Source organism: Pseudoalteromonas sp. S2893, assembly GCF_005887105.1.
Classification (GTDB): Bacteria; Pseudomonadota; Gammaproteobacteria; order Enterobacterales; family Alteromonadaceae; genus Pseudoalteromonas; species Pseudoalteromonas atlantica.
Window position 1 is genome coordinate 143,318 of record NZ_PNCY01000005.1, and the last position, 12,280, is coordinate 155,597.

Genomic DNA, 12,280 nt, shown 5'->3' on the forward strand with positions numbered 1-12,280 from the left:
AACAATTTAAGGAGCCAGATTTTAGCACAAATTTACAATCAAAAAAGCTCAATACTATTATCGGTGGTCACTTCTTCATTTACCTCAAGCTCGCTATAAGCGGTCACTTTATTACGGCCGCTATTTTTAGAATGATACAGCGCCATATCGGCTTGGTTTACGATACTAGATACAGTATCAATACTTGCCAGCTCTAAAAAGCCAATACTAATTGTAAGCTGCCCAACTTGCGGAAAAGGATACTCAGCAATATTTGAGCGCAAACGGTTAAGTGCTATATGTGCTTGTGCCTCGGTTTTGGTTTGAAATAACACCGCAAACTCTTCGCCACCATACCTAAATACATAGTCTTCTAGCCTAAAGTTATTTTTTAACAACCGCGCCACAAGTAAAATAACTTCATCGCCTATTACATGGCCGTAGCTGTCGTTTACGCGTTTAAAGTGATCGATATCTGCAATGGCTAAATACCATCGTCGCTTTTCGTTGGTATCATCACGGGGCAATAAAAAGCCTTTGCCTGAGACAATTTCGATCACTTTTTTATCAAAGGTTTGTCTATTTAAAAGCTCGGTTAAAGGGTCTAACCGCGATTTATGTAATAGCCCTAGCTGGTTGGCATAAATATTTAAAATATGCACGGCGAGCATTGTGGTGGTTTGCACTAACTCTTTTGTGGTTTCTATTAGTAATATGCCAATTACTTTACCAAAGTAATACACTGGCACATACGTTGTTACTACACCTAAGGCACGGCTTACTCTTATTTTATTTTGGGTTACTTTATTAAGCAGCGCTAAGGCTTCGTTAGACTCTAATACTTCAAGGCGGGTGTGGGTGTTTATTAGCGTAGGCGGTAATTGCGCACTAAAGTGTTTATTAATATAAATAGCAAAATTTTCAACTTCGAGTAGGTCGCCAATAATCTGCACTAACGATGCATCTAAATCACTTTCTTCTTCTTGCTGAGTTAGACTGATTATCCATTCGTGCCCGCAATTGTTTGCCTTCATTAGTTTGCCTAAACTGTTTTGACTTCAATCAGTTTAGACAAAATCATCAACTTTGCTAATTAATTAACCAATACTTTTGAACTAGGTCGCATTGAGCTATGTGGATTAAAGTTTGTTTTAGCTAAGCGCTATTAAATCGTAGCGCGAGCTTTGTAACTTAGTGAGCTCAATAACTACTGCGCTGTTATTTAATAACTTACATACAGCAGAGCCTAAAACAGCCTATGCTTTGCATTTATGCTTTGTATTTATGTTTTTGTACAACCCGTTATTCTAAACACAACATAGACTCTGCCTTGCTTAAATACCTAAATCCAGCCGCAATACTAATAGCCAATGCGCGCTATTTTAAAAAGCTAAAATAAAACTAAAGCAAAACTAAGTCGTCTCTGTGTAGCACCACAGCGCCACTATCAAAGTCGAGTAGTTCGCCTATTTGCTCTGAGTGAGCGCCTTTAATTTTATTTACTTCAACCTGGTTAAAACGTGTTAACCCTCGTGCAATAACTTGGTTGTTGGCGTCTATTAAATCTATTAAGTCGCCCCGCTCAAAACGGCCAAATGCATTGGTTATGCCTTTTGCCAGCAGGCTTGCCCCTTTGTTTTGTAGCGCCGTAATAGCCCCTTTATCAATCATAATTTGGCCGGTACTTTTAGGCCCTGCCATTAGCCATTTTTTACGACCATCTTTTGGCGCAGTAAGTTTTAAAAACCGCGTGCCGGGTAATTGCTCACTCATGCATTTTAAAATAACGTTGTTGCCAGCGCCTTTTGCAATAATAACCTCTACCCCTGCGCGCCTTGCTACGTCGGCGGCTTGTAGTTTTGTGGCCATACCGCCGGTACCTAAACTTGTACCGCTACCACCAGCCAGTTGGCGTAACTCATCGTTTATATGAGTGACTTCGTCAATCAGTTTTGCATCGGTATTTGTGCGCGGATCGCTGGTAAATAAACCTTCTTGATCGGTAAGCAGTAATAGCTTATTGGCATTAGCTAAAATAGCCACCAGCGCCGATAAATTATCATTATCGCCTACTTTTATTTCGGCGGTTGCTACCGCGTCGTTTTCATTAATAATAGGCACCACATCGTGGCTTAATAACGCATTTAAGGTATCGCGCGCATTTAAATAGCGTTCGCGGTCATCTACGTCTGCACGGGTAAGCAGCATTTGCCCTACGTTTATGCCATACAAGGCAAATAAGCTTTGCCAAATATGTATAAGCTGGCCTTGCCCAACGGCTGCCAACATTTGTTTATCTATTAGGCCGCGGCCACAGGGTTTAATAAGTTGTTCGCGACCCGCAGCAACCGCGCCACTTGATACTAATATAACTTGGTGGCCTTGCTTTTTAAGTTCGCTACATTGGCGAACCAGCTCAACCATATGGGCTTTATCTAACTTATCGGTGCCGCCGGTTAGTACACTTGTACCAAGCTTAACAACAATTACCTGTTCCCTACGCATTATTATTTACTATTAAAATGAAAGATAAATAAACTTATACCAGCTCGGTATTTTTGAACAAGTTAAAATTATTCATGCTAGGATCGGCGTTAATTTAATTTGATAAAAATTCATTTATGCCAGCCAGTTTATGCCTAATTATTGCTACCTTTTTATGGGGTAGCTCCTTTATTGCACTTAAGTATGCTATTGCCGTTTACGACCCTGCACTAGTTATATTTTTACGCATGCTAACCACCTTAGTTTTATCGCTGTGTTTATGGCGTTACGTAATTAGGTTTGAGTATTTAAAAGGCGATTGGAAGTACTTATTAGGTATGTCGCTCGCAGAGCCATGCTTGTACTTTTTATTTGAAGGCCACGCAATGGAATACACCTCGGCCTCTCAGGCGGGAGTTATTGTTTCGTGTTTGCCTATTATTGTGGCGTTGATGGCGTTTTTTATGCTTAAAGAGTATATAAGTAAAGCCATTGTGATTGGGTTTACCCTGTGTATTGGCGGCAGTATTTTACTTACTTTGCTTTCACCAAATACCGATCAGGCCCCTAATCCATTATTGGGTAACTTTTTAGAGCTTATGGCCATGGTATGCGCGGCGTTTTACACCATTAGCATTAAGCACTTAGCCAACCGCTACTCGCCGTTAACGCTAATTGCTTTACAGGGCATAAGCGGCAGTGTTTTTTTTGCACCTTTTTTATTTTTTATCGACTTACCCAGCGAAAACCAGCATGACCTAACCGCCCTTATGAGCATTTTGTATTTAGGCTCGTTTGTCACCTTAGGTGGCTATGGTATGTATAACTATGCAATTGGCAAAGTGTCGGTATTAACGGCTGCGGCTTATTCAAATTTAATTCCTATTTTTACGCTTATTTTATCGGCCATTATTTTGGGTGAAGTACTCGATTTTTGGCAATGGGTGAGTATATTTGTTGTTTTTGCAGGGGTGATGATAAGCCAACGACATCAAGAGTTGGTGGTAGATATACCGCTTAATGAAGCTGGCGATGACCCTATCAACTCAGCCGATACAAGCCATCTTAAATCAGTACCCGATGCCAGCGAGTCAAAAGGGTAACAGGTTAATAAATAAAGCCCTGGGGTTTGTAAAAACGCCTGCTGGGATTGATGAATTACCTCAATCCCCTTCACTTTATAATGCTGTATTACGCCACTTTGCAGCTGCAGCGTAAACGTTTCACCCACTTTGGTGTGTTTTAAAAATGCAAAGTGGGTATCGTTGTGACCCGCTATTAACGCACCGCCATGTTTATCTCCAAGCTTTGCCCCTGGTAAAAAATGGCTTGGTGCAAATGCTAAATTACGACCACTTGCTCCAGCTAAAACGCTAAGCACTTTATTATGCACGGGCCAGTTAAGCTGCGCGGTTACAAAGCTGTCGGCGTAAAACCACGGTTTAACACGAGCGTGTGGCGTAATAAGTGCCTCTTGCCAGGCCTGCTCTATTAATACTTGGGCAAGCCATGCCTTAGCTTGCATATAAGCACCATGAGAAAACAGCCCCAGCCCGGCGATTAATAAGCCCGCACTTAGCCACTTTTTCATTTAAGCCCTCGGTTTATTTTAAACGCGCCGTAGCCAAGTAATAAAATGCAGCCCAGCAATATGTACAGTCGGCTTTGCCCATCGGTTTGTGGTAAACGCATAGCCAGTCCTTGTGGCGCTGCGTTCTTAGCCAGTGCCGTTTGCTTTGCAGGCTCGTTAATTTGAGTGTGTTCAATAGCTATAAAAGCAGTAAACGGGCTCAGTAGTTGGTGTGTAAGCGCAAGCCCCTGCACCTCATTTTTAACTGACTGTCGGTCATTATACAAAAGCAACGATTTAATTTTTTGGCGCGCCCACAGCTTATCAATCCCTTTTGCGCTGGCGCTATTTTGTGCGCTTAGCTTTATATTTAAAGGGCCTTGAGCGGTTTGCCCACTAAGCGTAATTTGTTTTGTATCATTTAGTTTTATAGCCACCATTATTGGCTCGCCAAAATATAAATCGGGCAAGGGAGATGGCCAAAAATCTAAATTGTGAGTGCTTTCATCGCGCAGTGCTAAATTAGTGATAGCGGGATGAGCAAGCTTATCAAATAACTGCTGCATTTTAGGCTGCACCTCATGGGTGCTGCCAATAAACGTAAATGACCCTTTACCTATATCAGCTGCGCGGCGCATAAAAAAGCTATTGGGTGCACTGCCAATGCCTACAGTAAATAATCGGCTATCACCCAATTTACGCTGAATATTTTTAAATAAGGCATCTTCATTACTTACACTGCCATCCGTTAAAAACACCACTTGGCGTACAAAGCCTTCAAAGCTGCTGCCATCAAGTACCGCATCAAGCGCACCTTGTATTTCGGTACCACCGTCGGCCTCTAGGCTATATATAAAGCGCTCAGCGCGGCGTAAGTTAAAGTCACTAGCAATAAGGGGTTTATCGCTCATAGGGGTAACCACGTTATCAAAGCCAATAATGTTAAAGCTGTCGTCGCTATCAAGCAAAGACAGCGCATAAAACAGGGCCTTTTTAGCTTGCTCCATAGATTGCCCGTGCATAGAGCCTGAGGTATCTACAACAAACACCATTTCGCGAGGTAGGCGCTGCGTTTGTGTAAAGTGATCTGCTGGCGGCATTAGCATAGCAAGCCCGTACCGGTCGCCGTTTTCAAACTGCTGGGTAAAAAATGCTGCTTGTGCGCTTTCTTTTTGCAGCGGTTTAAACTCAAGTACAAAGTCGCGATTAGCACCCGTTTGCTCATTTAAAGCAACCGTATATTGCCCAAAGGCCGGGTTTTGTACTTCAACACGATGAAATTTAGACGTTATATCTACAAGCTCTAAGCCTACATCTATATCAATATTTAAACTAAATTGGCTGCTTGGCGCCTCGCTGTGCTGCGTTTTGCTATACACAGGGCTTAACCACCCCTGAGGTGCATGGGTTAGGCTAGTTTGCTCAGCTTCAATATTTGCGCTTATTGTGTGATAGCGCGGCGTAATAGTACTTGGGAAGCGAATAGCAAATGTGCCATTGCTGTAATCAATAATCTCTTGGTATTCAAGCTCTATCACTATTTGCTCGCCAGGGCCTATATTTGCCACGTTAGTAATAAACATATTAGCGCGCTGCTGGCGTACAAGTGCGGCTTGCTTGCCAGCATTTTTAGCTGCCTGATACTTTTTTTCGGCCTCTACTTTTTTATCTATTTGGCCTTTTATGACTCGCTCACCTATGCGCATCGTCATCGCATGCACGGCGCTTTCATCAGGTAGCGGAAACACATAACGCGCATTTACCGCAAATGGATTTTCGTTTTGATAAGTTTGCTTAACAACCACGTGATTTATCAGCCCGGTTAGGGTCATGTTAGCATCGCTTTTTAATATAATTGCCGGCGCGACAGATGCGCCGCTGCTGTCAAAAAGTTCAAGCTTGGGCGACTGTGCACGGCTATTAAAACTAACCAGAAGCACAGCCACTAAGAAAATAAAAATGCTTACTTTAGTAAGCATTTTGGTTGGGTTACTCAACATAAAATCACTCCATCGAACGCTTAACTTTACTCAAATAAAAGTGGCTTTAGTTACTTGCCGTTTGGCCATTTACTGGGTTTATTGAGCGGGTAGTAAGTGTTACGCGTCGATCAAAAAAGTTATCTTCTACGGTATTGCTGCGCGCTAATGTTTGTTGCTCGCCAAAAGCGTGCGCACTTAAACGTGTATGGCTAATACCGTGCTTTATAAGGTAACTTTGCACTGCGTTTACACGTTTTTTAGACAATAAAAGATTCGCTTGCTCATCACCACGCTGATCGGCAAAGCCACTTAAATCTAATGCTAGTTGCGGCTGATTTTTTAACAGCACCACAAGCTGGTCTAACTGCGTAGCAAAGTGCGGGGCAATAGCACTTGAGCCTGTTTTAAATTGTACTGTCATGGCAAGTAAGTTATTTATTTGCGATTGTGTTAATTGCTCATTTTGATTAGTCAGTACATCTAACTGCTGCTCTAGCCTATTGTTTTGATTAAGTACCTGTTGGTAGTCACTGGTTTTTTGCTGCATCACTGTTATTGCTCTCTGCTGCTGGGCAATTTTGTCATCAGCTATTTTTGAATCACCAATTAAGCCCCCGGCAAATGCGCCAATAAAAGCACCAATTGGCCCACCAACGACACCACCAATAATGGCGCCAGTACCTAAGCCAATGGCGGTTTCTTTATGTGCTTCTTTAGAAGGGGTGTTAGCGGCTGCTGCAAATGCAGGTGTACACACTGTGGCGACTAGCGTTAATGCGATTAATGTCTTCTTCATAATGTAATCCTTAAACTTGTTTTAATTTATGATGTTTTGTTTTGATGGTTGTATTAAAACAGCTGCAAGTGGCAACAAAGGGGAGCAAAAATGGCAAACCGCTGAGCAATTGTGGCAAAAAAATGGCAATTGCCTTTTTAAGCGTACATAACTGAAAAACTTCGATATAGTGCGTTTTAAAATAAATAAGGGTGAGTAGAATGAAAAAAATAGCCATCATTGAAGATGAAACCGCCATCCGCGAAAACTATATTGAAATGCTTAGCGCCCAAGGTTACCAGGTAAGTGGTTTTGCTAACCGTGTCAGCGCAGAGATTGCATTTAAAGATGCCCTACCCGATTTAGCCATTGTTGATATTGGTTTAGGCCACGAAATAGACGGCGGTTTTTTACTTTGCCAAACCTTGCGTACGCTTTCTAAAACTCTGCCTATTATTTTTTTAACCGCCCGCGATAGCGAAATAGATACTGTGTGTGGCCTGCGTATGGGCGCCGATGACTACCTAACAAAAGATATTAGCTTAGCCCACTTGGCTGCCAGAATAGGCGCGCTATTTAGACGCATGGAAGCGCTTGAGCAACCCGCCGATGCCAATGCATTAATTACACGCGGCCAGTTAACGCTCGACACCCAGCGCATGCAAGTATTTTGGCAGCAGCAATTGGTTGATTTAACCGTGACCGAATTTTGGATGTTGCATTCACTTGCGCAGCGCCCAGGCCATGTAAAAAGCCGTAACGATTTAATGAGCGATGCAAAAATTTACGTAGACGACAGCACTATCACTTCGCATGTAAAACGCATTCGTAAAAAGTTTATCGCCCTTGATAACAACTTTGACTGCATAGATACGGTGTACGGCATGGGCTACAGGTGGGAACAACGCTAATGTTACGATTTGGCCTGCGCAGTAAATTTATATTACTGTCGTGTTTTTTGTTTTTACTGCCTTGGCTTGGCTACGAGTACGTGTGGGAAATGGAAAAGTTTTTACGCCAAGGCCAAGAAAAAACCCTCGTAGGCACCACACGGGCGCTCGCCACCGCCCTGCATGAGCGCCCAGCCCTTTTTGATGAGCAAACCAACTTTTTAGACCAGGTAGTAAAAGGGCGCGACTTATATGCGTACAATCTTAAAAATGCCATTCAACTCGATGGCAAACTGAGCGACTGGCAAAGCTATCAACCACTCTTTTGGCATTACGATAAACGCTATTTACAAAAAGCAGACAAGGAGCATAAAGCTGAGGATTTATCGTTTGATCATATGGTTGGCAAGTTTGATAACTATTTATATGCCGTGTTTAAAGTAACTGACGATCACCTTGTATATCGTGCTAAAAATAGTTTAAGCATTACTAATAACGACCATTTAATAATTGGCCTAAAAAGCCCAGCCGGAGATTTTAATACGTACATTATTGCCCCACGCCAAGATGGCTGGGTAAATGCGTTTGATGCTAATACCAAAACACCGTTTACAAAAATTCAGGGCTATTTTATACGCACTGAATCGGGATATAACGTAGAGCTGCGCTTTCCTATAAATATGCTTGGTAACAAGCTAGGCTTTGCCGTGGTCGATATTGACGAAAAAAAAGCGCCGCTCGATTTTAAAACAATGTCGACCTCTAATTTAAATAACCCAAGCGATTTAGGCTCGGTATTGGTGCCCTCACCAGAAATTAACCGAATTTTAAAAGGTATGGGTCACAGTGGTAGCCGTATTTGGGTGGTTGATAATCATCATCGCGTATTAGCGCAGTCAGGCACAATTCAAAATGCCGATGGCGTATGGGCCGACGGCCTTAAAAACCAGCCGCCTAAAAATGCCTGGCAACGCTTTGAGCAAACGTATTTGCACCCGCTTTATTATAAAATTTTAACTCGCCCCGAAAACGAATTTTTAGATACCCTGCACGATGTTGCCTCAATGCAAGGCACGCATTTAGCTAAGGCACTGAAGGGGCAACCAGCGTCGTCTTGGCGGTTAACCCCCGACAGTAAAGCCGTTATTTTATCGGCGGCTTACCCTATTTGGATAGAAGATAAAGTGATTGGCGCAGTAATCGCCGAGGAAACCACTAACGGTGTACGCACCTTGCGTAATAAATCGCTGGAAAAGCTTTTTAACGTTATTTTAGCGGTGATGCTAATTGGTACCGTTACGTTGTTCTTTTTTGCCTCGCGTATTTCGAGCCGCATTAGGCGACTGCGCGACACTGCAGAGCAAGCCATTGATGCCCAAGGGCGCATTACCGGCAGTATTAATTACAGCGACTCAAACGATGAAATAGGCGACCTTTCACGAAGTTTTGCCAATATTGTTGGCCGCTTAGGCGGGTACACTAATTATTTAGAAAATATGTCATCGCGGTTATCTCATGAGCTACGTACACCTGTGGCTGTGGTTCGCTCTTCTTTAGAAAACCTACAAAGCTTGGAGCAAAATGAGCTTAGCCAAAAATACCTAGAGCGAGCTAGTGAAGGGGTTGAGCGCTTAGGTAAAATAATAACCACCATGAGCGAAGCCACGCGCCTTGAACAAAGCATTCAAAGCAACGAGAGCGAGCCATTTGATTTACAAAAAGTAATTAATGGCTGTATGCAAGGCTACCAGCTTACTTACCCAGAGCAGTTATTTGAGCTTGATGTATGCCAAAGCGCTTTACCTATGCAAGGTGCCCCCGAATTTATAGCTCAGCTACTTGATAAGCTTATTAATAATGCGCTGGAATTTAGTGAAGCAAATACGGCTATTAATGTAGGTCTTAAGCAGAGCGAAAATAAAGCAATATTAACAGTGAGTAATACAGGCCCCGCCCTGCCTGAAGGGCTAACTGAGCATATTTTTGATTCTATGGTGTCGGTACGTAGCCAGCAGATGCAGCAACAACCGCACTTAGGTTTAGGGCTTTATATTGTAAGGCTGGTGTGTGACTACCATAAAGGCAGTGTCACTGCGCAGAATAATGAGCGTGGTAATGGCGTGGTGTTTAAAGTAACCCTGCCTTTACAAAGCTAGGCTGTGCATAAAGTGGCGCCCTGCTGAGCCGCCCTTATTTTTTGCACATCGATTACAAATTACTACAACTTAAAATGTAACTATTCACTTTTAATTCAGTCAGACAGCCATACCCTGAACGCTAATTAAGGAGAATAGATCATGAACAACCCACTTGAGCGTGAAGAGATCGAATTTATTTTTGATCTATACAGGCCCCAAGAGCAAGCACCTAGCTTACCTTCAGAGCCTGCCACCTCTACATATAAAAACTTACGACAGCCAGAACAAGTTAAAAACGAAGGCGTGTCTGAATACCTCAGCTAGGGTATTGCCTATTGCGTTGCTTGCTCGTTTTGTAAAAACGCTTTAATACAGTTTATTTCTGCCAGTTTTACCTCTTCGCCTATTTCTGGGCCTTTTTTGCCATTTTTAAGTGCAGTTTGTACTACCTGCTTTTTATCCATTTTTTGTAATTCATTAAAAATTGCACGCAGTTTAGCCCCTTGCGGATAGGGCTTATTTACGAGTGTTTCTCCGCGCCCTTGCGCATCACATTGGCATGCTTGGGTAAACGCAATAAATCGCTCTGGGTGCACTAAAGCATTTAAATTAGTGACGATTAATTTATGAATCGTTTGTGGCCTTAATTGCTCAAGCGTATGGCATAAGGTGTGATTATCGCTGGTGAGTACGCCAATATCGCGAAAACGATTAGGCACTTTTAAACGCTCACAAAACTTTTCTACTACGGCTACCCCTTCGCGTTCATGGCCGCGCAAATTACCGCGTTTTTTAAAGCTCAAGGCCTTACCAAAATCATGGGTTAATGCCGCAAACCGTGTTTCTAAATTAAAGTTTAAATCGGCAGCACGCCTAAGTACCAACATAGTATGAACAAATACATCACCTTCGGGGTGGTGGTTTGCAGGTTGCGGCACCCCTTGCATACTCTCTATTTCTGGGAAAATACCTAAGCCATGTAATGCTTGAAAATACAGTTCAGGGTGTTTTTCACCCAGCGCTTTTTCGGTTTCGAGCCATACGCGCTCGGGCACTAAATGATTAAGCTCACCTTTGTTTTTAAGCTCACGCATTAATGCATAAGTACTTGGGTGAATACGCCATTCACTTCCGTAGCGTGCTAAAAAACGGGCTATGCGTAATACCCTTACCGGGTCCTCTACAAAGGCTTCTGTGGTGTGGCGCAGTATTTTATTGTGTAAATCGCTTTGGCCATTAAAAGGGTCAATAACGGTGCCGTTTTCATCAAGTGCCATTGAGTTTATGGTTAAATCGCGCCGTGCTAAATCTTCTTCAAGGGTGACATTAGGGCTGGCATCTACCACAAAGCCGGTATAGCCTTTACCGCTTTTTCGCTCGGTGCGACCCAAGGCGTATTCTTCTTTTGTTTTTGGGTGTAAATAAACCGGAAAATCACTTCCTATAGGCACAAAACCAAGCGACTCCATAGTTTGGGGTGTTTCGCCTATAACAACATAGTCGTTATCTTTTGATGCTATATTAAGTAGCTGGTCGCGTACCGCGCCACCAACAAGGTAAACTTGCTTAAGGTTGTGTTTCACTGTTTATCCTAATCACACTGGGTGGTTATTTGATGTCGATCATACCATTAAAATCACCATAGTTTGCCAAGCTTAAATAAGCTCATTACAATAGCGCTTTATTTTAAGCCATAGCCTTATACTCAATGAAAAATCATTCATCAAAAAAAGAACTTATGCTACTGCCTATATTACTTGTGGTTATTGTAATGTGCGTGGCGGGTCACTTTTTACTACAGGCTAACTTTCAAGATAGCAACATGGTTGAATACATGTTGGCAGCGCTGCCCTTTGCGATGTTTGGCCTAGTTATTGTGGCATTTAAAATGGCAGCTAAAAGCGAAGCCAATGAGCAAAGCGAGCAAGACTCTTAATTTTACTGTTAAAGAATATAATACCCAAACCAATCTGGTTTTATTGGTTGAGCATGCCCACTTGGTGTAAGCTTAATATTTAGTTGGCTGTCTAGCAGGTCTATAGCAAAACAGTCATCTACATCATGTAAATCATCTTTATGAATATGGCTAAGGCCTGCAAGCAAGTCGCTTTTAGCGCGCTGCTTGGCCTCTGCTGCGCTACTGGCAACATACAATGCAAAGTCGTGTTGCTCTGCCATAGAGTCGCTTCTGTAAGCGCCTAAATTAACAAAATACAGCTGCTTATTTTGCTCAACGTAGGTATCAACGACTTCTACTTTATAACCGTCGATATGGTTAATTGCCATGTAGCTGTCCATATGCACATTGTTTTTATCGCCCACCCATTGGCTTTTTAGCTTTGAGTAGGTTTGCTCAATGCTTTGCCCTACGACAAAGCGAATATCGTGCATTTCTATGTGGCAGCCTTGAATTCGCCCGCCTAGATACACCATAAATAACTGCATTTAATAACCTTACTCTT

Annotated in this window: 12 protein-coding genes; 5 read left to right on the top strand and 7 right to left on the bottom strand. The window is 42.6% G+C overall.

What is annotated here, in order from left to right; translation table 11 throughout:
• Nucleotides 1-38 precede the first annotated feature (38 nt).
• Nucleotides 39-1,013, bottom strand: coding sequence for a GGDEF domain-containing protein (locus CWC04_RS02020; protein ID WP_138684479.1), 975 nt, complete (start codon nt 1,011-1,013; stop codon nt 39-41).
• Between the two features lie 367 nt (nt 1,014-1,380).
• On the bottom strand, nt 1,381-2,484 hold the full coding sequence (gene proB / locus CWC04_RS02025) for a glutamate 5-kinase (protein ID WP_126008018.1): 1,104 nt from the start codon (nt 2,482-2,484) through the stop codon (nt 1,381-1,383).
• A 116-nt stretch (nt 2,485-2,600) separates the two neighbouring features.
• Between proB and CWC04_RS02030 the strand changes: the two genes are divergently transcribed.
• Nucleotides 2,601-3,566 (top strand): DMT family transporter, encoded by a 966-nt coding sequence (locus CWC04_RS02030; protein ID WP_054982757.1) that lies wholly within the window; start codon nt 2,601-2,603, stop codon nt 3,564-3,566.
• Here the strand turns inward: CWC04_RS02030 and CWC04_RS02035 are convergent.
• From CWC04_RS02035 to pdsO, 3 genes are read right to left on the bottom strand one after another with little or no spacing between them, the layout of a single operon-like run.
• Entirely contained in the window at nt 3,455-4,054 is a 600-nt protein-coding gene (locus tag CWC04_RS02035) for a class GN sortase (protein ID WP_138684480.1), read from the bottom strand. The two genes, CWC04_RS02030 and CWC04_RS02035, sit on opposite strands and share 112 nt — an antisense overlap.
• Complete coding sequence (locus tag CWC04_RS02040) at nt 4,051-6,033, bottom strand: marine proteobacterial sortase target protein (protein ID WP_138684481.1); 1,983 nt, start codon at nt 6,031-6,033, stop codon at nt 4,051-4,053. The genes CWC04_RS02035 and CWC04_RS02040 overlap by 4 nt, the downstream gene beginning before the upstream one ends.
• A 46-nt stretch (nt 6,034-6,079) precedes the next feature.
• The gene (pdsO, locus tag CWC04_RS02045; RefSeq protein ID WP_138684482.1) at nt 6,080-6,811 is read right to left on the bottom strand and encodes a sortase-associated OmpA-like protein PdsO; all 732 of its coding nucleotides are present in this window, start codon (nt 6,809-6,811) and stop codon (nt 6,080-6,082) included.
• Between the two features lie 200 nt (nt 6,812-7,011).
• Between pdsO and pdsR the strand changes: the two genes are divergently transcribed.
• The 3 genes from pdsR (at nt 7,012) to CWC04_RS19640 (ending at nt 10,142) form a co-directional block, all read left to right on the top strand.
• Complete coding sequence (gene pdsR / locus CWC04_RS02050) at nt 7,012-7,701, top strand: proteobacterial dedicated sortase system response regulator (RefSeq protein WP_004586111.1); 690 nt, start codon at nt 7,012-7,014, stop codon at nt 7,699-7,701.
• Complete coding sequence (gene pdsS, locus CWC04_RS02055; RefSeq protein ID WP_138684483.1) at nt 7,701-9,836, top strand: proteobacterial dedicated sortase system histidine kinase; 2,136 nt, start codon at nt 7,701-7,703, stop codon at nt 9,834-9,836. Before pdsR ends, pdsS begins: the two co-directional genes overlap by 1 nt.
• Nucleotides 9,837-9,977: 141 nt before the next feature.
• Nucleotides 9,978-10,142: a hypothetical protein gene (locus CWC04_RS19640; RefSeq protein WP_024033174.1), complete on the top strand. Its 165-nt coding sequence runs from the start codon at nt 9,978-9,980 to the stop codon at nt 10,140-10,142.
• An 8-nt stretch (nt 10,143-10,150) separates the two neighbouring features.
• Here the strand turns inward: CWC04_RS19640 and CWC04_RS02060 are convergent, their stop codons facing one another.
• Nucleotides 10,151-11,401, bottom strand: a complete 1,251-nt coding sequence (locus tag CWC04_RS02060; RefSeq protein WP_029773901.1) for a multifunctional CCA addition/repair protein — start codon at nt 11,399-11,401, stop codon at nt 10,151-10,153.
• A gap of 125 nt (nt 11,402-11,526) precedes the next feature.
• Between CWC04_RS02060 and CWC04_RS02065 the strand changes: the two genes are divergently transcribed.
• Entirely contained in the window at nt 11,527-11,754 is a 228-nt protein-coding gene (locus tag CWC04_RS02065; protein WP_004586108.1) for a hypothetical protein, read from the top strand.
• An 8-nt stretch (nt 11,755-11,762) separates the two neighbouring features.
• Here the strand turns inward: CWC04_RS02065 and CWC04_RS02070 are convergent, their stop codons facing one another.
• Nucleotides 11,763-12,263: a DUF1543 domain-containing protein gene (locus tag CWC04_RS02070; protein ID WP_024033177.1), complete on the bottom strand. Its 501-nt coding sequence runs from the start codon at nt 12,261-12,263 to the stop codon at nt 11,763-11,765.
• Between the last annotated feature and the right edge of the window lie 17 nt (nt 12,264-12,280).

Bases quoted from the DNA above. Each gene is read 5' to 3' on its own strand.
- CWC04_RS02020 (WP_138684479.1), bottom strand. From the start codon at position 1,013: ATGAAGGCAAACAATTGCGGGCACGAATGGATAATCAGTCTAACTCAG.
- proB (WP_126008018.1), bottom strand. From the start codon at position 2,484: ATGCGTAGGGAACAGGTAATTGTTGTTAAGCTTGGTACAAGTGTACTA.
- CWC04_RS02030 (WP_054982757.1), top strand. From the start codon at position 2,601: ATGCCAGCCAGTTTATGCCTAATTATTGCTACCTTTTTATGGGGTAGC.
- CWC04_RS02035 (WP_138684480.1), bottom strand. From the start codon at position 4,054: ATGAAAAAGTGGCTAAGTGCGGGCTTATTAATCGCCGGGCTGGGGCTG.
- CWC04_RS02040 (WP_138684481.1), bottom strand. From the start codon at position 6,033: ATGTTGAGTAACCCAACCAAAATGCTTACTAAAGTAAGCATTTTTATT.
- pdsO (WP_138684482.1), bottom strand. From the start codon at position 6,811: ATGAAGAAGACATTAATCGCATTAACGCTAGTCGCCACAGTGTGTACA.
- pdsR (WP_004586111.1), top strand. From the start codon at position 7,012: ATGAAAAAAATAGCCATCATTGAAGATGAAACCGCCATCCGCGAAAAC.
- pdsS (WP_138684483.1), top strand. From the start codon at position 7,701: ATGTTACGATTTGGCCTGCGCAGTAAATTTATATTACTGTCGTGTTTT.
- CWC04_RS19640 (WP_024033174.1), top strand. From the start codon at position 9,978: ATGAACAACCCACTTGAGCGTGAAGAGATCGAATTTATTTTTGATCTA.
- CWC04_RS02065 (WP_004586108.1), top strand. From the start codon at position 11,527: ATGAAAAATCATTCATCAAAAAAAGAACTTATGCTACTGCCTATATTA.
- CWC04_RS02070 (WP_024033177.1), bottom strand. From the start codon at position 12,263: ATGCAGTTATTTATGGTGTATCTAGGCGGGCGAATTCAAGGCTGCCAC.